Origin of the sequence: Sphingomonas sp. ABOLE, assembly GCF_003950455.1 — a bacterium.
GTDB lineage: Bacteria > Pseudomonadota > Alphaproteobacteria > Sphingomonadales > Sphingomonadaceae > Sphingomonas > Sphingomonas trueperi.
The window spans coordinates 24,613-46,522 of sequence record NZ_QQWY01000002.1; the positions used below are offsets into that span (position 1 = coordinate 24,613).

The 21,910-nt window shown below is 67.7% G+C and carries 26 protein-coding genes; 2 read left to right on the forward strand and 24 right to left on the reverse strand.

Annotated features, from left to right (window positions below; genetic code table 11):
* Positions 1-30: 30 nt before the first annotated feature.
* The 6 genes from fabI to CA234_RS01450 all read right to left on the reverse strand — a co-directional run bounded on the left by fabI (position 31) and on the right by CA234_RS01450 (position 6,133).
* A complete protein-coding gene (gene fabI / locus CA234_RS01425) occupies positions 31-834 on the reverse strand; it encodes an enoyl-ACP reductase FabI (protein ID WP_125976930.1) in 804 nt (267 codons plus the stop codon).
* On the reverse strand, positions 831-1,796 hold the full coding sequence (locus tag CA234_RS01430; protein WP_206431070.1) for a YihY/virulence factor BrkB family protein: 966 nt from the start codon (positions 1,794-1,796) through the stop codon (positions 831-833). The genes fabI and CA234_RS01430 overlap by 4 nt, the downstream gene beginning before the upstream one ends.
* A gap of 5 nt (positions 1,797-1,801) precedes the next feature.
* Complete coding sequence (locus tag CA234_RS01435) at positions 1,802-2,740, reverse strand: J domain-containing protein (protein WP_125976932.1); 939 nt, start codon at positions 2,738-2,740, stop codon at positions 1,802-1,804.
* Positions 2,741-2,840: 100 nt separating this feature from the next.
* Entirely contained in the window at positions 2,841-4,316 is a 1,476-nt protein-coding gene (locus CA234_RS01440) for a UdgX family uracil-DNA binding protein (protein ID WP_125976933.1), read from the reverse strand.
* A gap of 3 nt (positions 4,317-4,319) precedes the next feature.
* Entirely contained in the window at positions 4,320-4,805 is a 486-nt protein-coding gene (locus tag CA234_RS01445) for a hemerythrin domain-containing protein (protein WP_126000699.1), read from the reverse strand.
* 80 nt (positions 4,806-4,885) lie between these two features.
* Complete coding sequence (locus tag CA234_RS01450) at positions 4,886-6,133, reverse strand: putative DNA modification/repair radical SAM protein (RefSeq protein ID WP_126000700.1); 1,248 nt, start codon at positions 6,131-6,133, stop codon at positions 4,886-4,888.
* A gap of 90 nt (positions 6,134-6,223) precedes the next feature.
* On the opposite strand from CA234_RS01450, the gene CA234_RS01455 reads away from it, so the two are divergent.
* Positions 6,224-7,429 (forward strand): DUF2029 domain-containing protein, encoded by a 1,206-nt coding sequence (locus CA234_RS01455; protein ID WP_126000701.1) that lies wholly within the window; start codon positions 6,224-6,226, stop codon positions 7,427-7,429.
* Between the two features lie 6 nt (positions 7,430-7,435).
* On the opposite strand, the gene CA234_RS01460 is transcribed toward CA234_RS01455, so the two are convergent.
* The 11 genes from CA234_RS01460 to CA234_RS01510 all read right to left on the reverse strand — a co-directional run bounded on the left by CA234_RS01460 (position 7,436) and on the right by CA234_RS01510 (position 14,811).
* Positions 7,436-7,846: a hypothetical protein gene (locus CA234_RS01460; protein ID WP_125976937.1), complete on the reverse strand. Its 411-nt coding sequence runs from the start codon at positions 7,844-7,846 to the stop codon at positions 7,436-7,438.
* 56 nt (positions 7,847-7,902) lie between these two features.
* A complete protein-coding gene (locus CA234_RS01465) occupies positions 7,903-8,436 on the reverse strand; it encodes a demethoxyubiquinone hydroxylase family protein (RefSeq protein WP_125976938.1) in 534 nt (177 codons plus the stop codon).
* Positions 8,433-8,927, reverse strand: coding sequence for a disulfide bond formation protein B (locus CA234_RS01470; protein ID WP_206431075.1), 495 nt, complete (start codon positions 8,925-8,927; stop codon positions 8,433-8,435). Before CA234_RS01470 ends, CA234_RS01465 begins: the two co-directional genes overlap by 4 nt.
* Before the next feature lie 8 nt (positions 8,928-8,935).
* Positions 8,936-10,264, reverse strand: a complete 1,329-nt coding sequence (locus CA234_RS01475) for a S41 family peptidase (protein WP_126000702.1) — start codon at positions 10,262-10,264, stop codon at positions 8,936-8,938.
* 65 nt (positions 10,265-10,329) lie between these two features.
* Positions 10,330-11,490, reverse strand: coding sequence for a peptidoglycan DD-metalloendopeptidase family protein (locus CA234_RS01480; RefSeq protein WP_126000703.1), 1,161 nt, complete (start codon positions 11,488-11,490; stop codon positions 10,330-10,332).
* Positions 11,490-11,912 (reverse strand): 23S rRNA (pseudouridine(1915)-N(3))-methyltransferase RlmH, encoded by a 423-nt coding sequence (locus CA234_RS01485; RefSeq protein ID WP_125976941.1) that lies wholly within the window; start codon positions 11,910-11,912, stop codon positions 11,490-11,492. Before CA234_RS01485 ends, CA234_RS01480 begins: the two co-directional genes overlap by 1 nt.
* A gap of 24 nt (positions 11,913-11,936) precedes the next feature.
* Complete coding sequence (rsfS, locus tag CA234_RS01490; protein ID WP_093296138.1) at positions 11,937-12,290, reverse strand: ribosome silencing factor; 354 nt, start codon at positions 12,288-12,290, stop codon at positions 11,937-11,939.
* A 26-nt stretch (positions 12,291-12,316) separates the two neighbouring features.
* Positions 12,317-12,976 (reverse strand): nicotinate-nucleotide adenylyltransferase, encoded by a 660-nt coding sequence (locus CA234_RS01495; RefSeq protein WP_126000704.1) that lies wholly within the window; start codon positions 12,974-12,976, stop codon positions 12,317-12,319.
* Positions 12,973-13,260, reverse strand: coding sequence for a type II toxin-antitoxin system RelE/ParE family toxin (locus CA234_RS01500; protein ID WP_126000705.1), 288 nt, complete (start codon positions 13,258-13,260; stop codon positions 12,973-12,975). Before CA234_RS01500 ends, CA234_RS01495 begins: the two co-directional genes overlap by 4 nt.
* Entirely contained in the window at positions 13,248-13,511 is a 264-nt protein-coding gene (locus tag CA234_RS01505; protein WP_126000706.1) for a CopG family transcriptional regulator, read from the reverse strand. Before CA234_RS01505 ends, CA234_RS01500 begins: the two co-directional genes overlap by 13 nt.
* A gap of 31 nt (positions 13,512-13,542) precedes the next feature.
* The gene (locus CA234_RS01510; RefSeq protein WP_126000707.1) at positions 13,543-14,811 is read right to left on the reverse strand and encodes a glutamate-5-semialdehyde dehydrogenase; all 1,269 of its coding nucleotides are present in this window, start codon (positions 14,809-14,811) and stop codon (positions 13,543-13,545) included.
* A 48-nt stretch (positions 14,812-14,859) separates the two neighbouring features.
* Here CA234_RS01510 and CA234_RS01515 point away from each other — a divergent pair, with 48 nt between their 5' ends.
* Positions 14,860-15,933, forward strand: coding sequence for a DUF3667 domain-containing protein (locus CA234_RS01515; protein WP_126000775.1), 1,074 nt, complete (start codon positions 14,860-14,862; stop codon positions 15,931-15,933).
* 6 nt (positions 15,934-15,939) lie between these two features.
* On the opposite strand, the gene cyoD is transcribed toward CA234_RS01515, so the two are convergent.
* Genes cyoD through CA234_RS01550 form a run of 7 tightly spaced genes read right to left on the reverse strand, consistent with a single transcriptional unit; the run spans position 15,940 to position 21,910 of the window.
* Positions 15,940-16,329 (reverse strand): cytochrome o ubiquinol oxidase subunit IV, encoded by a 390-nt coding sequence (gene cyoD / locus CA234_RS01520; RefSeq protein ID WP_125976947.1) that lies wholly within the window; start codon positions 16,327-16,329, stop codon positions 15,940-15,942.
* On the reverse strand, positions 16,326-16,973 hold the full coding sequence (gene cyoC, locus CA234_RS01525) for a cytochrome o ubiquinol oxidase subunit III (protein ID WP_125976948.1): 648 nt from the start codon (positions 16,971-16,973) through the stop codon (positions 16,326-16,328). Before cyoC ends, cyoD begins: the two co-directional genes overlap by 4 nt.
* The gene (locus CA234_RS01530) at positions 16,970-18,979 is read right to left on the reverse strand and encodes a cbb3-type cytochrome c oxidase subunit I (protein WP_126000708.1); all 2,010 of its coding nucleotides are present in this window, start codon (positions 18,977-18,979) and stop codon (positions 16,970-16,972) included. Before CA234_RS01530 ends, cyoC begins: the two co-directional genes overlap by 4 nt.
* A 2-nt stretch (positions 18,980-18,981) precedes the next feature.
* Positions 18,982-19,872 (reverse strand): ubiquinol oxidase subunit II, encoded by an 891-nt coding sequence (cyoA, locus tag CA234_RS01535; protein ID WP_126000709.1) that lies wholly within the window; start codon positions 19,870-19,872, stop codon positions 18,982-18,984.
* Positions 19,865-20,476 (reverse strand): isochorismatase family cysteine hydrolase, encoded by a 612-nt coding sequence (locus tag CA234_RS01540; RefSeq protein WP_125976950.1) that lies wholly within the window; start codon positions 20,474-20,476, stop codon positions 19,865-19,867. The genes cyoA and CA234_RS01540 overlap by 8 nt, the downstream gene beginning before the upstream one ends.
* Positions 20,477-20,497: 21 nt before the next feature.
* Entirely contained in the window at positions 20,498-20,683 is a 186-nt protein-coding gene (locus tag CA234_RS01545; protein ID WP_125962534.1) for a hypothetical protein, read from the reverse strand.
* A gap of 57 nt (positions 20,684-20,740) precedes the next feature.
* On the reverse strand, positions 20,741-21,910 hold the full coding sequence (locus CA234_RS01550) for an MFS transporter (protein WP_125976951.1): 1,170 nt from the start codon (positions 21,908-21,910) through the stop codon (positions 20,741-20,743).

Genomic DNA, 21,910 nt, shown 5'->3' on the forward strand with positions numbered 1-21,910 from the left:
CGGGGCGGCGCGGGCCGCCCCGGTTCGCGATCAGGCCAGCGCGATGTCCGGCGCGTCCTCGGCCTTCATGCCGATCACGTTGTAGCCGGCATCGACATGGTGGGTCTCGCCGGTCACGCCCGAGGCCAAGTCCGACAGCAGATACAGGCCGGCGCCGCCGACATCCTCGATCGTCACGTTGCGGCGGAGCGGCGAGTTCAGCTGGTTCCATTTGAGGATATAGTTGAAGTCGCCAATGCCGCGTGCCGCCAGCGTCTGGATCGGGCCCGCCGAGATGGCGTTGACGCGGATATTCTCCGGCCCGAGGTCCATCGCCAGATACTTGACCGAGGTTTCCAGCGCCGACTTGGCGACGCCCATCACATTATAGTGCGGCACCACCTTCTCGGCGCCGTAGTAGCTGAGCGTCAGCAGGCTGCCGCCGTTCGGCATCATCCGCTGCGCACGCTGCGCCACCGCGGTGAAGCTGTACACCGAGATGTTCATCGTCATGAGGAAATTGTCGAGCGTGGTGTCGTAATAATGGCCGCGCAGCTGGTTCTTGTCCGAGAAGCCGATCGCGTGGACGACGAAGTCGATCGTCGGCCAGCGCGCCGCCAGCGTCTCGAAGGTGGTGTCGAGCGCGGCCATGTCCGCCACGTCGCAATCGATCAGGAAATCGGAGCCCACCTGCTCGGCCAGCGGCTTCACCCGCTTGAGCAGCGCTTCGCCCTGATAGGAAAAGGCCAGCTCCGCACCCTGGGCGTGCAGTGCCTTGGCAATTCCCCATGCCAGCGATTTGTCGTTGGCGAGGCCCATGATGAGCCCGCGCTTCCCTTGCATCAATCCGGTCACGTCTTCTGAATCTCCTGTGCTTGCTCCCCCTCTAGACCGGGATCGGGCACTTCCGCCAGAGCGGCGTTGAGCTCCGCCCCTACGACGAGGCCGAGTCCCACCAGGAAAAAGAAGATCAGCGCGACCATCACCCCCGCCAGGCTGCCATAGGTGGCGCCATAGCCGCCCATCGTCGCCAGCACCCAGGGTAGCACGCCGGTGACCGCCAGCCACCAGGCGGTGGTGAACAGCGCACCGGGCCATTTGGGATAGCAGCGGGCGCGATATTGCGACGGGGTAAGCGAGTAGAACAGCACGAACAGCGCCCCGAACAGGGCGAAGGCCGGCACCGCCTTGCTCGCCGATGCGAAGCGCTGCGCTTCGGTCGCCCAAGGCAGGATGCGGTAGAGAAACTGCTCGATGCCGGTGAGGATCACCTGGAAGGTGAAGGCCAGCATCACCAGCACGACCGCGCCGACGATCATCCCGATCGATGCGATGCGGTAGCGCCAGAAGGGCGTGCTGGAGCTGACGCCATAGGCCTGGCGCAGGATGCCGCGGATCGTTTCGATGAAGCCGGTGGTGGTCCACAGGCCCACCGCCGCGCCCAGCCACAGCAACCCGCCGGTGCGGCCGTTGAGCACCTCCACCACCGGGCCGCGCAGCAGCTCCGCCACGTCCGGCGGTACGGTCTGCAGGAAGGCCTCCAGCGCATGGACGCCGGTGCCGGTGCGGCCGACCAGGCTCGCGAGTGCCGTAGCGACGATGAAGAAGGGGAACAGCGTTACCAGCGACAGATAGGCGAGGTTGCCCGCATAGGTGAAGCCGTCGTTGAAGGTGCCGATCGCGACGCGCTTGACGATCTCGAACATGCGTTCGGTGACGCCGAGCTCGGCCAGCCGCCGCGGCACCTTTCCGCCGACCTGCAGCCGCCGTCCTTCGGGCGACTGGGGCGAGATCGAGGCGCGCGTCGGATCGTCCACCAGCTTCAGACGCCCATGCGTCCCCGCGGGTTCCCCTTGTTCTTCCATCCTTGGGCGAATTCGATGAGGGCGTCGTCGTCGACCGGCAGCTCGACCATCAGCGTGACGAACAGATCGCCGCGCGCGCCGCCCCGCTTGTGGAAGCCGCGGCCCTTGAGGCGGAGGACCTTGCCCGAGCTCGAGCCCTTGGGCACCGTCAGCATCACCGGGCCGTCGGGGGTGGGCACGCGCACCTGTGCGCCAAGCACCGCCTCGGCCAGCGTCACCGGCAGGTCGAGCTTGATGTCGTCACCGTCGCGCACATAGAAACGATGCGGCTGGATCTCGATCGTGACGATCGCGTCGCCGGCGCCGCCCGGGCCTTCCTCGCCCTTGCCGGCCAGGCGCATCTGGGTGCCTTCCTCGACGCCGGGGGGGAGCTTGAGGTCGATCGTCTTGCCGTCCTTGAGCGTGATCCGCTGCGGCGCGAGCCTGGCGGCGTCCTCGAATGACACCGCCAGGCGATAGGCGATGTTGGCGCCCTTGGGCTGGGGACGCCGGCCGAAGCCGCCGAACCCGCCGCTGAAGCCCCCCCCGCCGCCGCGCTTGCCGCCGCCGAACAGCCCTTCGAAAATGTCGCCGATGTCAGCCTCGCCGCCGCCGAAATCGAACTGGCCGCCGCCGGGACGGAAGCCGCCCCCGCCGCCGCCCGCGCCTGCGCCGAAGCCGAACGGCGCGATCGGGTTGCCGTCGCCGTCGATTTCGCCGCGATCGAAGCGGGCGCGCTTGTCCTTGTCGGTCAGCAGGTCATAGGCTTGGGTGACCTGGCTGAACTTCTCCGACGCCTTGGGATTGTCCTTGTTGCGATCGGGGTGCAGCTCCTTGGCGAGCTTGCGATAGGCCTTCTTGATCTCGTCCTCGCTCGCGCTTCGCGCCACCCCGAGCGTTACGTATGGATCTGCCACCAAAATCCCCAATGCGTCCAATGCCGATCGCCCGCCCCTTACAGGACAGGTGTTAAAGCCCAAACATCGGCGTGCGGATCGTTTCGCGCAAGGGGTGCGATCAGCCGAGCAGCGCCTGGGCGCCGCGCAGGTCGGCGACAAAGTCCGTATAGGCCTGCGCCGCCGCGTCGGCATCGGGGAGGCGGAGCAGGTAGCTCGGGTGCACCGTCACCCAGCCGGTGCCGCCTTCGGGCAGCGCGAGCTTCTGGCCACGCAGCCTGGAGATGGTCGCCGCCTTGCCGGTAATCTGGCGGGCGGCGGTGGCGCCGAGCGCCACGACGAGCTTGGGGCGGACCAGCGCCAGCTCCTGCTCGTACCACCAGCGGCAGGCAGTGATCTCGCCGGCATCGGGCTTGGCGTGGATGCGCCGCTTGCCGCGCGGCTCGAACTTGAAGTGCTTGACCGCATTGGTGACGTAGACGCGGGCGCGGTCGATCCCCGCCTCTTCGAGCGCGCGGTCGAGCATCTGTCCGGCAGGGCCGACAAAGGCGCGGCCGGCGAGGTCCTCCTGGTCGCCCGGCTGCTCGCCGACCAGCATCATGTCGGCGTCGAGCGGTCCTTCGCCGAACACGGTCTGCGTGGCGGGCTTGTAGAGCGGGCAGCGGGTGCACGCCGCCGCCTCGTCGCGCAGCGCTTCCCAGGCGCCTTCGACATTGCCGCCGACCGAGCTGCGCGCCGTTTCCACCATCGCCGTCTCCCGCGCCCGGGCACCGGCCACGAGCTCCTTGACCAACGCGGTTTCAGGCATGTTTTTCCAGTATTTTCGCGGCATTTCCTTCAGCATCGCGCCGGTCTTCAAGCGGGCGGGATTGAAGATGGAGGCATAATAGGTCTTCCACACCGCCTCGACCGGATCGTCGGCCAGCGCGTCGCCGCGGGTCGCGGCGGGGCCTTCGCTGAGCGTGGTGCCGTCCCAGTGGAGCGAGACTTCGGGGGTGAGGATCGACCAGCGCATGCTCGCGAACCGTTCGACGAAGAAGCGGGCATTGGCCCGGACGATGTGATGCTCGGGTTCGAACCAGGCGATGAAGCGCGGGCCGCTCTCGTCCACCAGTTCGCGGAAGCGGACGAAGGCGCGCATCTTGTGGATGTCGCGGCGCACCGCCTTGGCCATCAGCTCCAAGCGGCGGACCAGCGGATCGGCGCGATCCTCGATGCGGTGCGGATCGGTGGCGAGCAGCGTATAGAGCAGCGAGAAGCGCTGCGGGTCGGCGTGGAGGATGACGGCTTGGGCGAGGTCGAGGAAGGCTTTCGGGACCCGCAGGCGGCGGTCACCCTCACCCTCCCCACCGCCTTCGGCGGCGGGTCCCCTCCCTTTCCCGAGGGGAGAGGGCTCTAAGCTCCCTCTCCCCTCGGGAAAGGGAGGGAGCGGCGAAGCCGCGAAAGGGTGAGGGTGATCGAGGGCGAAAAGGTCCCCCGGCGCGTCCCCAACCCGCCACACAACCTCGGGCGGCGCGACATGCGCCTGGGCCAGCGCCCGCGCCGCATCGCGCCAGCCCTCGAAATCATCCTCGGCGGCAAGCGTTACGGCGCGCAACGCTTACTCGCGCTCGTCGCCCGGCGGATGGGCTTCGGCGCGCTCCAGTTCCTTGGGCTTGCGCTTCTCGAAGATCTTGCCGAGCCGCTCTTCCTCTTCCGCCGAGAGTGCCTTCTCGGCGGTCGGGAACATCTCTTCCTCCTCCTCGTCGATATGGTGGAGGTAGCGGTCCTTCATAGCGCGGAACTTGGACAGCCAGGCGGAGGAGGACATTTCGATGTCCATCAGCTCGCCGAGCAGATCGTCGACTTCCTTGTGCTCGGACACCGAATGGCGCGCATCCTCGCGCAGCTCCGGATTGGCGAGCATCGTCGCGTAGAGCGACTCTTCCTCGGCCGCGGCGTGCGACTGGAGCTCGAGGCGGAGCTGCTCGAAAAGGTCGCGACGCTCGGGGCTGTCGCCCGACGTGGCGTCGATCTGCGCGATCAGCTCGCGCTGGCGGTCGTGATCGGCGATGAGGTCGGCGAAGATGCGGGGCTGGTCGGCCATGTAGGTGTCTCCCTGGTTTCCCAGCCCCAACCGGCGGCCTTGCGCTAGGTTGCTCCCGCGAGTCGTTCGCAAGGTTTCGCTCACGCCGCAAACAGCTCCAGCTGCTCCTTCTTGGGCGCGATCCAGGCGCGCAGATCGGCCTTGTCGGTCAGCGCCACCGGGCGCCAGTCGGCGGTGACGATGAACGGGCGGATCTTGGCCAGCGAGACGGTGAGCCGCGCGACGTCCTCCAGCCGCAGCCGCCGCCATTTGCGCGCGGCGAGGATCGAGGCGACCGCCTTGGTCCCCAGCCCCGGCACGCGCAGCAGCGCCTCGCGCGGAGCACGGTTGAGGTCAACGGGGAAGCGATCGCGGAAGCGCAGCGCCCAAGCGAGCTTGGGATCGATGTCGAGCGGCAGCATGCCCGTCGCCGGGTCCACCGCCTGCGCCACTTCGTCGGGCCGATACTCGTAGAAGCGCATCAGCCAGTCCGACTGATACAGCCGATGCTCGCGCATCAGCGGCGGGCGCTGGAGCGGCAGCACCGTGCTCGCATCGGGAATCGGGCTGAACGCCGAATAATAGACGCGCCGCAGCCCGAAGCGGCCGTACAGCCCGGCCGCGCGATCGATGATGTCGCCATCGGTCGCGGCATCGGCGCCGATGATCATCTGGGTCGACTGGCCGGCGGGCGCGAACTTGGGCGCCGAGCGATAGCGTTTCCGCGCATCCGCCCCATCCAGAATCGCGCTGCGCATGCCCAGCATCGCCCCTTCGATCTGCGGCGCAGACTTTTCGGGCGCGAGCCGCTTGAGCCCCGCGACGGTCGGCAGCTCGACATTGATCGACAGGCGATCGGCATGGAGCCCGGCTTGGTGGATCAGTGCCGGATCGGCATCGGGAATCGTCTTGAGGTGGATATAGCCGCGGAAATGATGGTCTTCGCGCAAGGACCGCGCCACCTCGACCATCTGCTCCATGGTATAGTCCGACGAGCGGATGATGCCCGAGGAGAGGAACAGCCCCTCGATATAGTTGCGGCGGTAGAAGTTCAGCGTGAGCTCGACCACCTCGGCCGGCGTGAACCGCGCGCGGCGCACGTTCGAGCTCTTGCGGTTGATGCAGTAATGGCAGTCGAAGATGCAGCTGTTGGTCAGCAGGATCTTGAGCAGGCTGATGCAGCGACCGTCGGGGGCATAGGCATGGCAGATGCCGTTGCCGGTGGTGGACCCGAGCCCCTTGCCGTCCTTCGACGTGCGCTTGGCCGTCCCCGACGACGCGCAGGACGCATCGTATTTCGCGGCATCGGCGAGGATCGCCAGCTTTGCACGGGTGTCGAGTTGCGCCATCCCGTTCCTTCTATGTTCTCAAGCACCTGCTGTCCAGATGGACGCTCGGCCATCGGCCCTGTACCAGCGCCGACCGGAGGGTTTTCGGGCATGATTCAGCGGATCGACGGGCGCGCGCGGGCGCTGGCACTCGGCATGGCGCTCACCTGCCTGCTCGGCTGGGTGTTCAAGGCGCATTGCATGCCGCACGGCTGGACCGGTGCGATCCAGTATATCAGCGGCTGCTACAGCGACGCCCCACCTTTCTGGGTCGAGCGCCATGTCGGCGAGGGGCAAATCCCCTATTTCCAGACGCCGATGGAATATCCCGTGCTCACCGGGCTGCAGATCTGGATCGAGGGCGCGCTTGCCCGCGGGCTGTTCGGTGCGGGCGCGGACGGCACGACCTTCCTCGCCATGATGTCGCTGGGCAATGCGCTGCTCGCCGGGCTGATCCTGGCGATGTTCGTCCGCGAAGGGATGAATCGCGTGCGGCTGTGGCTCTGGGCCTGCGCGCCACCGCTGATCCTGTATCTCGGGCATAACTGGGACCTGGGCGCGGTGACGCTGGCGGTGGCGGCGATGCTCGCCGCCCGCCGGCAGCGGCTGGTGCTGGCAGCCGCACTCGCCGCGCTGGGGGCGGCGGCGAAGCTGTTCCCGGTGCTGCTGCTGCCGCTGATCGGACTGGCGGCGCTCACCGCGCCGGGGCAGGCCCGGCGCACGCGGATGACGACGGCCGTGCGGTGCGTGCTGGCCGCAATCGGCGCCTGGGCGGCGGTGAACCTGCCGGTGGCGCTGGCAGCACCGGAGAACTGGTCCGAATTCTACCGCTTCTCCGAAGCGCGCGCCGGCACCGTCGCCGCCACCTGGTCGGTCCTGTCGGATCAGGGCGTGTGGGTGAGCGACACCGCGCAGCGCAATCTGGCGGCGTCGATCGCCTTCCTGCTCGGCGCAGCGGCGATCGTCGTGATCGGCTGGCGCAAGCATCGCGAACGGCCTTGGATATTGTTCACCCCGGTGCTCGCCTGGTTCCTGCTCACCAACAAGGTCTGGTCGCCGCAGTTCGATCTGTGGCTGTACCCGCTGCTGGTGATGACGAGTCCGCGGCTGGCGCCGATCGCGCTGTTCGTGATCGGCGACATCGCGGCCTATGTGACGGAGTTCTGGTGGCTGGCGGGACTTGCCAATGCATGGCCCTATGCCACCCAGCACGACATCTTCCTGGCCACGAGCCTGCGCGGCGTGGCGATGCTGTGGCTGATCGCCGATGCCGTGCGGCTGCCGGCGCCCGCGTGGATCACCCGCGCGCCGGTCTGAACCCGATCAGGGCAGCGGCAGGTCGGTCTCGGCCTTCTTCTGCGCCCGGCGCTCGGCGCGCGCGGCGGTCGCGCGCTGGACGAAGCAGCCGGTGCCGCCGTTGGCGCCCACGGTCGAGCAGCTGCCGGTACCGAAATTGCCGGTGGTCAGCGCATCCTGCGATCGCACCGCCCAGGACTGGCCCTTCTGTGGGTCGGTCGGCGTGGTCTCGCGGATGTTCTTGGGGATGCGGAAGCGCTCGCCCTCGTCCAGCCGCTGGCAGACGACGATCTCCTCGCCGTTCTTGTTGGTCGGGCACTTGTCGTTGCCGTAGATGATCAGCACGCCGTTCTGGACGGCATTCTGCGCATGCGCCGGCGCGGCGGCGAGCAGCGGCGCCGCCGCGGCCGCGGTGATGATGGCGATCCTCTTGAGCACCTGCGTTCCTCCTGTTGTGCGCGCCACCCTGCCGCGGCGCGCCTGAATAGCCGCTGTCAGATCCGCTTCGATACGCCGATCGCGAACCGGCATCCGGCACGGATCAGCGCCGAAAGCACCGGATAGCCGGGGGTGCTTTCCGCGCCCGAGGCGATCGCGGTATCGCGGTGCTCGATCTCCTCCTCCCGGAATCGCGCGACGGCGTCGCGCAGTTCCGGATCCTCGTCGCCCAACTGCGCGAGCTGCTGCTGATAATGGAGGTCGATCTCGGTCTCGATCGCGGCGGTGCACGCCATCGCCGCCTGCGGGCCGAGCGCGGCAGTGACGACGCCGAGCCCGAAGCCCGCCACGTCCCAGAACGGCTGGAGCGCCGTCGGGCGCACGCCGCGCCGCGCGATCAGCGCGTCGAAAAAGGCACGGTGATGCTCTTCCTGGTTGGCCATGCCGGCGATGGTGCGCGCGGTGGGCGTGCGATCGCCCATCACCGCGAGCTGCCCCGCATAGATCCGCGTCGCGCCATATTCGCCGGCCTGGTCCACCCGGACCATGGCGTCATGCGCTTCCCGACGATCCCCCGGCTTCCAGCTCATCGCACTGCCTTTCGCGTTGCGAGCAGCGCGATCAGCACCGCGCCGCCTAGCGAGAAGATCGCGTTATAGCCGGCCAGGCTGATTCCGAACATCGTCCATTGGGCCACGTCGCAGCGGACGATCGGCGCACGGAGCGCCTGGGTCAGCATCTCCATCGGTGAGCCCTGCCGCGGCGCGGCGGTGCATTCGGTGATGCCCTGCCACCAATGATATTCGGCACCGGCATGATAGACGCCGATCGCCCCGCTCACCGCGATCAGCAGCGCGGCGAGCAGCACCAGCGCTGCCACCTGCCGCCGCCCGCGCACGAAGAAGGCGAGCGCTGCGACGATGATCGCCGCCAGATGCGGCCAGCGCTGCCACACGCACATCTCGCACGGCACCAGGCCGCCGATGAACTGCGATCCCAGCGCGCCGCCGAGCAGCGCCAGCGGCAGCAGCAGCGCCAGCCAGCGCGCGAGCACCGGTACGTTGCGCGGCATGCGGCTCAGGTTGCGGCTCACTTGGCGGCGCTCGCAGCCGGCGCCTTGCCCAGCCGGGCTAGCGTCTGCACCGCATAGTTCAGCTGGAAGTCGGTGATGCCCTTCTTCTTCAGCTCGTCGGCGGTGGCGGTGAAGCGCGGATCGGGGGTGTCGTCCGATTCCAGCACGCTGTCGTCCACCTTCTCCATGTTGATCAGGTGGCGGCGCAGATCCGCCTCACGCAGCTCGGGGCGCGACTTGTAGTCGGGGTCGCTCAGCTGCGGCACGGCGATGTCGGGCTTGATGCCGCCTTCCTGCACCGAATGGCCTGAGGGGGTGAAATAGCGCGCGGTGGTGAGGCGCAGCGCGGCATGCGGGCCCATCGGCAGGATCGTCTGCACCGATCCCTTGCCAAAGCTGCGCACGCCCAGCACCAGCGCGCGGTGATGGTCCTGCAGCGCGCCGGCGACGATCTCGGAGGCGGAGGCGGTGCCGGCATCGGTCAGCACGATCACCGGCAGCCCCTTGGCGAGGTCGCCCGGGAACACGCTCTCGGCATAATAGCGCTCGATATCGGTCTTCTCGCGGCCGCGCTGCGAGACGATCTCGCCATGGTTGAGAAACACGTCGGAGACGCCGATCGCCTCGGTCAGCAGACCGCCGCCATTGTTGCGCAGATCGAGGATGTAGCCGAGCGGCTTGTGGCCAAGCTTCTTCTCGATCTCCTGGATCGCGAGCGCCGTGTCGCCGCCCGTGTGCGCGGTGAAGGTGCTGATGCGGATGATGCCGATGCCGTCCTTGACGTCCGCCTTCACCGATTTCTGGGTGATGATCTCGCGGGTCAGGGTGAACTGCAGCGGCTTGTCGGCGCCCGGGCGCACGATGGTGAGCGCGATCTTGGTGCCGGGCTTGCCGCGCATCTGGGTGATCGCCTCGTCCAGACTGCCGCCGACGATGAACTTGCCGTCGAGATGGGTGATATAGTCGCCCGCCTTGATGCCGGCGCGCGCGGCGGGGCCGTCGTCATTGGGTGCGATCACCTTCACCGCGCCGTCCTGCTGGGTGACGGTGAGGCCGAGGCCGCCGTAATTGCCTTCGGTCTGGATCTTGAGATTGTCGAAATCGAGCCCGTCGGCATAGCTGCTGTGCGGATCGAGCGCCGCGAGCATGCCTTCGATCGCGCCCTTGACCAGCGTCTTGTCGTCGACCTTCTCGACGTAATTCGCCTTCACGGTGTTGTAGACTTCCATGAAGGTGTCGAGCTCACGATAGCTGCTGGTATCGACCCCCGCCATGGCACCGGATGTGATGGGAATGATCGCAAGTGCGCCGACGGCGGCGGAAACCTGTAGAAACGAACGCAGCATCAAGAGACTTTCCGGAAGGGCGACCCTGGTAATGTAGGCGAGGATAACGGGATTTGCACGCGGTGTCAGTCGAGCAATTGGGTCAGGTCCAGCGGCTGGCCCCGGCGGCGTAGTTCGACGGTGATGCGCGGGCCGGCGGTGCCGAGGGTTGCACCCTGCGCCACCTCCGCGCCGGGGCGCACCGCGAGCGTGGAAATGCCGGAGATCAGGCTGGTCCAGCCCTTACCGTGATCGACGATCACGACCTGGCCATAGCCGGCGAACGGCGCGGCATAGGCGATGGTGCCGGCGGCGGGTGCGACGACGGCAGACCCCGGCTGCACTGCGAAGCTCGGGCCGCGGGCGCGGACGCCGGCGGGGGAAATCTCGCCGAAGCCGGTGACGAGCGGGCCGGTGACGGGGAGGCGATAGGGTGCGGGGCCGGTCACACGTTCCGACGAGGTGCCTGGGCGGGGCAGCGGACCATTCAGGACGAGCAGGTCCGATCGCACCTGTGCGGCGCTCAGGCTGCGGTCCTGCTCGGCGGCAAGATCGCGCGCTTTCTCCCCCAGCGCCAGCGCGCGATCCGATTCCACCAGCGCGTCACGGCCGAGCGTCATCGCGCGCAATCGGTGCTCGGATTCGAGCTGGAGCGCGGCAAGGCGGCGGGATTCGAGCGCGGCGCGGCGGATCCGCACGTCGGCGACTGCCTTGCCGGCAGCAACACGCAGTGCGCGGGAGCGGGCCAGGTCCGCCCGCACACCGGCACTCCGCGCCTCGATCGCAGGGAGCAGGCTGGCGAGCGTCGCGCGGACATGTACCAAGTCGTGCGCCGATCCCGGCTGGGCGAGCGCCAGCACCGCCGGGCGCCGCGCCATCGCCTGCAGCGCGGCGACGAGCTCGAGTGCCGGCCGCTGGCGTTCGGCGAGGGCCGTGCGCTGGCGGGCGAGCAGCCGGTCGAGCAGCGCCACGCGCGCCTCGGCCGCGGCCTGCTCGGCTTCGGCCGCCTTGATCCGCTGCGCCGCCGCCGCCTGTTCGGCGCGGGCGCGGGCTTCGCTATTGCGTTCGCCGGCCGCGGCGCGGTCGAGTTCGGCGGCCCGCCGCTCGGCCGCCCGCGCCGCCTGGGAGGCTTCCGTCACCACACGCGCGGTCTGTTGGGTGGGATCAGACTGCGGTTGGGCGAGCACGCCGGTCGCGCCGATCGCGACCAGCGCCGCCGCGATGCCAAGGCCGCGCGCCGGCGTCATCAGCCTTCGCGGTGATAGGGATGGTTGGCGAGGATCGAGACCGCGCGCCAGAGCTGCTCGGCGAGCATCGCGCGGGCCATCATGTGCGGCCAGGTCGCCTTGCCGAAACTGAGCAGCATGTCCGCCGCCTGGCGATCGGCATCGTCGAATCCGTCGGCCGCGCCGATCAGGAAACGCGTCTCGCGCACCCCGTCGTCCCGCCACGCGCCGAGCCGGGTCGCCAGCGTCTTGGAGGGCAGGTTCTCGCCCAGTTCGTCGAGCATCACCACGCGCGTGCCGGGGCTAAGCACCGGCATCTTGCCGCCGGTATCGGGCAGTTCGGTGACGCGGGTGCCCCAGGTCACCCGTTTCAGATAGCGGTCGACCAGTTCGGCCTCGGGGCTGCGCCCGATCCGGCCGCGCGCGACGATGTGCAGCAGCATTGCGCGCGGACCTTCGGGATCAGATCAGGCCTGGCCCTCGAACGACCACATCCGCTCGAGATTGTAGAAGCTGCGCACTTCCGGGCGGAACAGGTGGACGATCACGTCGCCCGCGTCGATCAGCACCCAGTCGGCGGCGGGCAGGCCTTCGACGCGGGGCGTTCGGCCCTGCTCGGCCTTGATCTTGTCGGCCAGCTTCATCGCCATCGAGGCGACCTGCCGGGTCGAGCGACCCGATGCGATCACCATGTAATCGGCGATGCTGCTCTTGCCGGCGAGCGGGATCGAGACGGTTTCCACCGCCTGATCGTCCTCCAGCGAGGTGAGCACGAGCCTATGCAGCGCTTCGACGCTGTCGGCGTCGTTCGAACGCTGCATATTGGGGGAAGTGGCCAAGGTTGCTCCTAGTCTAGCGACGGTCTGTGCAAAGTGGGTGGAGACGGCGCCGGGCTCTCCTGTTCCAACTGCGGAGAAGACCCGAGGAATCGCCGGTGCCAGGCAGGATCGGCAGCCCGAAGGCGTGTTGCCGACGTCGGATCGGGGCGGAAGCGCAACAGCACAAGTGCCGGCAATCTCCATCGCGTCCAATGTTTCGCCTGGCCTGCGGGCCGCACAGCGCGCCGCAGCCAACCCATTGCAGGACTTGCATGGGCGACCCTGTCATACCCCGGACGCGCGATAACCGCAATCGGAACCTGACGGGCGATGTGCCGCCAGCGTTCCCAGCGATGGAACTGCGCGAGATTGTCCGCGCCCATCAGCCAGATGAAGCGGTGATTCGGATAGAGCCGGGGCAGCTTGGTGAGCGTATCGGCGGTGTAGCGGGTCTTCATCCGCTTCTCGATCGCGGTGGGGCGGATCGGCGCATGCCGCGCCATCGCCCGCGCCGAGGCCATGCGCGCCTGGAACGGCGCCATGCCGGCCTTGTCCTTCAAGGGATTACCGGGCGAGACCATCCACCACACTTCGTCGAGATCGAGCGCGCGCAGGGCATGCAGCGACAGCCGCCGATGTCCGCGATGCGCCGGATTGAACGAGCCCCCGAGAAGTCCGATGCGTTTCAACGGGTGACAAGCCAATCTTCACGTTCGTGGCGGATGCGGAGGATTTCCAGCTTCTCGTTTTTCAATCGGTACAGGAGAAGATAGGGCGAATCAAAGACACGCAGGACCCGCACGCCACCGTCGATGGGACGACCGATGTGCGGAAACCGCGTGAGGAACTCGACACGTTCGCGAAGCCGCGCCAACCTCTGCTCCGCCAATGCCGCGGAACGATGCTCGGATAACCAGATGTCGATGGCCTGAAGATCGCGAACAGCCGGCGTAGCCCAGACTAGCTCCGGCATCGCTGCCGATGCCGCTCGATCATCGCGTCGAGTTCCGCCATCACTTGGGCGTGCGGCACCACGTCGCCCCGGTCCGCAGCGTCGAGGCCTTCCTGGATGAAGGCACGGTAATCCGATTCCGTCTCGGCAACGCGCTGGATCGCTTCAGCGGCGAATTCTGCAGCGCTGCGGCCCTGCCAGGCGGCGATTTCTTCCACCATCGCCAGCGTCTCGGCAGAGAGTTCGGCAGTGATGCGCGCCCGCTTGTTCATCGGATCAATCTACGCTCCGCCCCACTGGCCTTCAAGGCCGCGCCTGGCCGGTGCCGAGCACCAGCCACTTGTAGGTCGTGAGCCCCTCCAGCGCCACCGGCCCGCGCGCATGCAGGCGGCCGGTGGAGATGCCGATCTCGGCGCCCAGCCCGAACTCGCCGCCATCGGCGAACTGGGTGGAGGCGTTCCACATCACGATCGCGCTATCAACGCCGTTGAGGAACCGCGTCGCCGTTTCTGCATCCTCGGTGATGATCGCGTCGGTATGGTGCGAGCTGTGCGCGGCGATGTGCGCCATTGCGCCTTCGACGCCGTTGACCAGCTTCACCGAAAGAATCGCCTCGAGATATTCGGTATCCCAGTCTTCGTCGGTCGCGGGCTGCACGCGCGCGTCGAGCGCCTGAACCTCGGCATCACCGCGAAGCTCGCAACCGGCGTCGGCCAGTGCGGCGAGGATCGGCTTGGGGTCGGCGAAGCCGCGGTCGATCAGCAGCGTCTCGGTCGCCCCGCAGATGCCGGTGCGGCGCATCTTGGCGTTGACCACCAGCGCCTGTGCCATCGCCGGATCGGCGGCGCGATCGACATAGCTGTGGTTGATCCCGTCGAGATGCGCGAGCACCGGCACGCGCGCCTCGGCCTGCACCCGCGCGACCAGGCTCTTGCCGCCGCGCGGCACCACCATGTCGATCAACCCCTCGGCGGTGAGCATCGCGCCCACGGCGGCGCGATCGGTCACCGGCACCAGCTGAATCGAATCGGCGGGCAGGTCTGCCTGGGTGAGCCCCTGCACCAGCGCGGCATGGATCGCGCGGTTGCTGCGGATCGCCTCGGAGCCGCCGCGCAGGACAGCCGCATTGCCCGACATCAGGCACAACGCCCCAGCATCGGCGGTCACGTTGGGACGGCTTTCGTAGATGATGCCGATCACGCCGATCGGCACGCGCACGCGGCGGAGCACCAGGCCGTTGGGCCGGGTCCGCTCGTCGAGCGCGCTGCCGACGGGATCCTCCAGCCCGGCCACCGCCTCGATGCCCGAGGCCATGCCCTCGATCCGCTTGGCATCGAGCAGCAGCCGATCAAGCATTGCATCGGACAACCCGTTGGCCTTGCCCGCCGCCATGTCCTCGGCATTGGCGGCGAGGATCGCTTCCTGCGAGTCGCGGATCGCGGCGGCGGCGGACCGCAGCGCAGCGCCCTTGGCCGCGCTTGGCAACGCCGCCAGCACCGTGGCGGCGGCGCGGGCGCGGCGGCCCATGTCGGCGATCAGCATCTGGGTGTCGGGCGTGTCGATATCGGCCATGCTGCAGATGCTAGCATGCGCTTCGCGAAGCTGATAGCCTCGGGCGCCATGGGGGAAATCGACGCAGCCGGCGAACTGGTGATGGGGGGCATGCTCGGCCGTGCGGTGGAGCCGCATGCCGGGGAACGCCATGGGCATGGGCATGGCACGATCTGCCTCAATTGCGGGACCGCACTGGTCGGTCCACATTGCCATGAATGCGGGCAATCGGGGCACGTTCACCGCTCGCTGGGTGCGATCGGGCATGAACTGCTGCACGGGGTCGCGCATTTCGAAGGCAAGATGTGGCGTACCCTGCCGCTGCTCGCCTGGCGGCCGGGCGACCTGACCCGCCGCTACATCGCCGGCGAGCGCGCGCGCTTCGTGTCGCCGATGGCGATGTTCCTGTTCTCGATCTTCACGATGTTCGCGATTTTTCAGATCCTCGGTATCTCGACGCCCACCGATCTGGACAGCAACAGCGTGAAGCCGACGGTCGCGCTCCAGCAGTCGATCACCAAGGCGGAAGCCACCCGCGCCAAGAAAGCGACGAAGCTCGCCAAGCTGGACGCCAACGATCCGGATCGCGCCGAGCTGACGGCCGATATCGCCGAGGCGGACCGCGATATCGCCGGGTACAAGGCCGCCCTCACCCAGATCCCGAAGGTGACCCTCGACGACGGCGACGAGATGCAGGATGTACACACCGGCTGGTACACACTCGATCACGGCATCGAGAAGTGGAAGAAGAACCCGGCGCTGATGCTCTACAAGCTGCAGTCGAGCATCTACAAATTCTCGTGGCTGCTGATCCCGCTGTCGCTGCCCTTCGTGTGGCTGCTGTTCTTCTGGAAGCGGCAGTACAAGCTCTACGATCACGCGGTGTTCGTCACCTATTCGATCGCGGCGATGTCGTTGCTGTTCATCGTCATCACGCTGGGCAGTGCCGTACGTGTGCCGGGCAACGTCCTCGGCACCCTGGCCTTCGTGGTGCCGCCGGTGCACATGTGCCGCCAGCTCAAGCAGGCCTATCAGCTGCGCTGGCGCTCGGCGATCCTCCGCACGGTCGTGCTGCTGTGGTTCATTGCCATCATCGCCACGCTGTTCCTGCTGATCCTCGCGCTGCTCGGCATCATGGGCTGAGCGGCGTCAGGGGAATCCGTGCATCTGCCGGCCCATCGGCATCATGTTGTGGTCGAGATGGGCGAGGATCCACACCGACCCGCCGATCAGCAGCAGCACGACGAGCGTGCCGAAGGCAAGCGCCAGCACATTGTTGGTATTGTCCGGCCCGGTAGTCACGTGGAGGAAGAAGACGAGGTGGATGCCCATCTGCGCGATGGCGAGCACCACCAGCGCCATCGGGATGGCGGGCCGCCAGACGAGCGGCAGGTTGACCATCGCGAAGGCCGCCGCGGTCAGCAGCGCGGCGAGGCCCAGCCCGACCACATAGCCGCTGGTGCCGCCGGCGAATTCCTCGCCCTCGGCGGCTTCATCGCCGGGCGCGGTATCGCCGCTGTCGGTTTCGCGCTCGCTCATGGCGCCACTCCCATCAGATAGACCATGGTGAAGATGCCAACCCAGACGATGTCGAGCGCATGCCAGAACAGGTTGAAGCACATCAGCCGCCGCAGCACCTGCGGCCGGAAGCCCTTCACCCAAAGCTGCGCCATCATCGTGCCGAGCCACAGCAGCCCCACCGCGATGTGCAGCCCGTGCAAGCCCACCAGCCCATAGAAGGCCGAGAGGAAGGCGCTGCGCTGGGGCCCGGCGCCCTTGCCGATCATCTCGGCGAACTCGCTCAACTCCAGCCCCAGGAACACCGCGCCGAGCAGGCCGGTGGCCAGCAGCCAGAACTGCGCGGGCACCAGCTTCCGCTTCTCCGCGGCGACGCCCGCCAGCCCGCAGGTGAAGCTGGAAAGGAGCAGTGCCGCCGTCTCCAGCGCGACGCGCCCCTGGCCGAACAGTTCGTGCGGGGAAGGCCCGCCCGCGGTCTGCTTGGCGAGCACCGCATAGGCGGCGAAGAAGCCCGAGAAGAGGATGATGTCGCTGAGCAGGTAGATCCAGAAACCATAGCCCACCGTCGTGCGCTTGCTCGCCGGGCCGCCCTCGCCGCGGCCGGTATTGTGGTCCCCGCCACCGCCGCGACCCATGCGATAGGGATCCTGCGCCTTTGCGGTCATGCCGGCTGCTCCCGGTTCTCCTCGAGCCACTTGCGGCGCGCGGCGCGGCGGGCACGATCGATCCGCGCGACCTCTTCGGCAGGGATCTCCTTCTCCTCCTCGTCCCGCCAGGCGAAGACCACGAAGGTGGCGTACGCGCCGACAAAGCCGAGCGCTGCCAGCCACCAGATGCTCCAGATCATCGCGAAGCCGATCAGCGTGGCGAAGAAGGCGGTGACGACGCCGGTCGCACTGTCACGCGGCATCTCGATCGCCTCGTACTCGGGCTCGTCGGCAAGGCCCTGACTCTCGATCGCCTGGCGCTTGATCGTCCAATAGGGCTCCTCGCCGTGCACGCGTGGCAGCACCGCGAAGTTGAACGCCGGCGGCGGCGAGCTCGTCGCCCATTCGAGCGAGCGGCCGTCCCAGGGATCGCCGGTATCGTCGCGCAATTGGTCGCGGTTGCGGATGCTGACCACGATCTGGATAATCTGCGAGGCGACGCCGAGGATCATCACGCCAACGCCCGCCACCGAGACGTAGAGCCAGGGCGCCCATTCGGTGAAGTCGATATGCTGCAGCCGCCGGGTCATCCCCTCCAGCCCGAGCACATAGAGTGCGCCGAACACGATCAGGAAGCCGGCGAGCGTCAGCCAGAATGCCATCTTCCCCCAATACTCGTCGAGCCGGAAGCCGAACGCCTTGGGGAACCAGTAGGTGATGCCGGCAAAGGCGCCGAAGATCACCCCCGAGTTGATCACGTTATGGAAGTGGGCGACCAGGAACATCGAATTGTGCAACATGAAGTCGGCGGGCGGCACCGCGAGCAGCACCCCGGTCATGCCGCCGATGACGAAGGTCGTCATGAAGGCGAGCGACCACAGCATCGGGGTGGGGAAGCGCAGCCGCCCGCCATACATGGTGAACAGCCAGTTATAGATCTTCACGCCGGTGCCGACCGCGATGATGCTGGTGGCGATGCCGAAGGCGGCGTTGACGTCACCCCCAGCCCCCATCGTGAAGAAATGGTGCAGCCACACCGTGAACGACACGACGACGATGAACAACGTCGCCGCCACCATCGAGCGATAGCCGAACAGCGGCTTGGACGAGAAGGTGGAGAAGATTTCGGAGAAGATGCCGAAGGCGGGCAGGATGAGGATATAGACCTCCGGATGCCCCCAGGCCCAGATGAGGTTGACGAACATCATCATGTTGCCGCCGGCTTCGTTGGTGAAGAAGTGAAAGCCGAGATACCGGTCGAGCGTCAGCATCGCGAGCGTGGCGGTGAGGATCGGGAAGGCGGCGACGATCAGCATGTTGGCGCCGAGCGCCGTCCAGCAGAACATCGGCATCCGCAGATAGCCCATGCCGGGCGCGCGCAGCTTGAGGATCGTCGTCACCAGGTTGATGCCGGACATCAACGTGCCGACGCCCGAGATCTGGATCGCCCAGACATAATAGTCGACGCCGACGCCGGGCGAGTAGGTCGTCTCGCTGAGCGGCGCATAGGGCAGCCAGCCGGTGCGGGCGAACTCGCCGATCACCAGGCTCATGTTGACGAGCAGCGCGCCTGAGGCGGTGAGCCAGAAGCTGGTCGAGTTGAGCGTCGGGAAGGCGACGTCGCGCACGCCGAGCTGGAGCGGCACGACGAAGTTCATCAGCCCGATCACCACCGGCATCGCGCCGAAGAAGATCATGATCGTGCCGTGCGCCGAGAAGATCTGGTCGTAATGCTCGGGCGGCAGATAGCCCTGGGCATGGCCGATCGCGCTCGCCTGCTGGGTCCGCATCATGATCGCGTCGACAAAGCCGCGCAGCAGCATGACGAGGCCGAGCAGCACGTACATCACCCCGATCCGCTTGTGATCGACCGAGGTGATCCATTCCTTCCACAGATAGGGCCAATGCCCCTTCACCGTGATCCAGCCGAGCACCGCCAGCAGCGCGAGCCCGACGCCCCCCGCGGCGATCAGCGGGATCGGCTGGCTGAAGGGGATCGCGGACCAGGAGAGCTTACCGAGCATCGTCACTCCGCCGTTCCGGGGGAAACTTGAGGCTCGCCGCCGCGGCCCTGTTCGGGCCCGGGGGCCGGCGGCAAATGCTGCGCCACCACCATGTCGAACAGCCCCGGCTGCACCGCGCCCCAGTGCTTGGGCGGCTCGTGCTGACTCTGGCGGGCGAGCACGCGATAGGCGCGCCCGTCGAGCAGGCCGCCGGCCGCCTGCACGCCCGCCACCCAGCGGGTGAAGTCTGCCGCGGGCACCGCCTGCAGCCGGAAGTTCATGTCCGAAAAGCCGTCGCCGCTATAATGGGCGCTCTGGCCGTAATAGCTGCCTGGCTGGTCCGCCTGCAGGTGCAGCGTCGTCGCCATGCCGTTCATCGTGTAGATCTGGCTGCCCAGTCGCGGCACGAAGAAGCTGTTCATCACGCTCGCCGAGGTGAGGCGGAAGCGGATCGGCACGCCCGCGGGCACCACCGCGCCGTTCAGCGTGGCGACGCCTTGCGCGGGATAGACGAACAGCCATTTCCAATCGAGCGACACCACCTGCACCTCGAGCGGCGGCGTCTTCTCCGCGAGAGGCTTGGCGGGATCGAGTTCGTGGCTGCCGATCCAGATCAGCCCGCTGAGAAACAGGATGGTCAGCAGCGGGATCGACCAGACGATCAGCTCGATCCGCCCCGAATAGACGAACTCCGGCCGATACTTCGCCTTGCCGTTGCCGGCGCGGAACCGCCAGGCGAAGACCAGCGTGGCGATCATCGTGGGGATGACGATCGCCAGCATGATCACCAGCGAATCGAGCAGGATCGTTCGATTGTTCGCCCCGATCGGTCCGCCCGGACGGAGGATGCTCGCGCCGCTGCAGCCGCTGAGCAACAGCAGCAGCGGGAGAAGACGCGCGCCGCGTTCAGGCATGCTCCGCCTCGGCGAGCCATTCGTCGGGCGACCGGGCGTGGGTGGCAGCAATGTCGGCGCCCATGCTCTGGGCGATGATCTCCAGCGCCCAGCGGCCACGATCGTCATCCTGCGTCGCTACCGCGTCCTCGGGCACCCACAGCGCATAGTCGCGCATGTGCGCGTCGCCCGCGGTGAACAGCACGCAGATGTCGGTCGCAACCCCGGTCAGCACCAGCCGCCGCGCGCCCAGCTTGGGCAGCAGCACCGGCAGGTTGGTCGCGTAGAAGCCGGAGAATTGGGGCTTGAGCACGAAATAGTCGCAGTCGCGCGGCTTGAGCTTCGCCAGCCTGTCGGGCGCGCCGTCGAACGCCTGTTCGATCAGCCGCGACTTTTCCGAATGCCATTCGCCGAAATTGTCGTTGACGTAGACCGTCGGCAGATCGGCAGCATCGAACGCGTCGCGCAGCTGGAGGATCGGGCCAGCGATTGCCTCGGCACGCGCGCGCAGTTCCTCGCCGCCCTCGAAGTCAAAGTTGTTGATCATGTCGATGATCAGCAGCGCCGCAGCGGCCCCGCCCTGGTCGCGCGCAGGTGCGGTGGCGCCCGTTTCGGGTTCTTCCACGGTCTTCCCCTTCGGTACGCCTCAGCGGTCGGTCTGGCCGCGGTCAAGCGTGTCGCCGGGATGACGTGCATCGCCTTCCTGCTGATGCTCGGTCGAGATGTTGGGCCGTGGCTGGGTGCCGGTGCCGCCGGTATCGCCCTTCTCGCCGGGTTCGGTCGAGAGATTGGTGCGCGGCTGGGTGCGGGTATGGTCGTCCGGATCGGGCATGACGCTTCTCCTGATGCTCAGGCTAACGACACGCAGCGGCCGCTGTTCCCCGCGGGCTCAGCGCTTTTGACGATTCATGACCTGGAGCAGTGCAGCAGCAAGCGACAGTCCGCCGCCGAGCAGCGCGACCCCGGTCCAGCCGCCCGTTTCCCAGGCGAACGTCGCCGTCGCCGAGCCCGCGGACGCGCCGAGGAACATCGACCCCATCAGCACGGTGTTGAGCCGCGCCCGCGCCTCGGGCCGCAGCGCGAAGATGATGTGCTGGTTGGAAACGAGCGCACTCTGCACCGCGAAATCGAGCACGACGACGCCGATCACCAGCGCGGCGATGCCGGCCCACAGCCCGAACAGCAGCCAGCTTGCCACCGCGAGCAGCGCGCCGATCAGCACCACAAGGTGCGGACCGCGCTTGTCGGCGATCCGGCCGGCGAGCGGCGCGCCCAGGATTCCCGCCGCACCGACGACGCCGAACAGCCCCGCAACGTCTGCGCCGAGGCTGAAGCGCGGCGTCTGCAGGTAGACCGCCAGAATCGTCCAGAAGGCGGTAAAGCCGGCGAACAGCAGCGCCTGGGTGATCGCCGCCAGCCGCAGCGCGGGAAACTCGCGCCACAGGCTTCCAAGCGACCCGAGCAGCGCGCCATAGCCGAGCGTCGCTTCGGGCTCGCTGCGCGGTAGCCGCCACGCCATCACGGCCGCGGTACCCAGCGCCAGCGGCACGCCGAGCCAGAACATCTCGCGCCAGCCCCAATGCGTGCCGACGAAGCCCGACAGCGTCCGGCTGAGCAGGATGCCGCAGAGCAGCCCGGCCATCACCGTGCCCACCGTCTGCCCGCGCCGTGCCGGATCGGCGAGATGCGCGGCAAAGGGCACGATCTGCTGCGCCACGCTCGCCGCGGCACCCACCAGCAGCGAGGCGCCGATCAGCATCCAGGCATTGGGCGCCAGCGCCGCTGCGACCAGCGCCGCCGCCAGCACCAGGAACTGGAGTATGATCAGCCGCTTGCGCTCGTGCAGGTCGCCCAGTGGCACGAGCAGGAACAGGCCGGCCGCGTAGCCGAGCTGCGTCGCCGTCGGCACGAGCCCCGCAGGTTGGCCCGGCAGGTCGCGCTCGATGATGCCCAGCAGCGGCTGGTTGTAATAGATATTGGCAACCGCAATGCCCGCCGCCGCCGCCATGGCGAAGGTCAGGCCGCGGCCGAGCCGGGCGGTGGGTTGGGGGGCATGCAA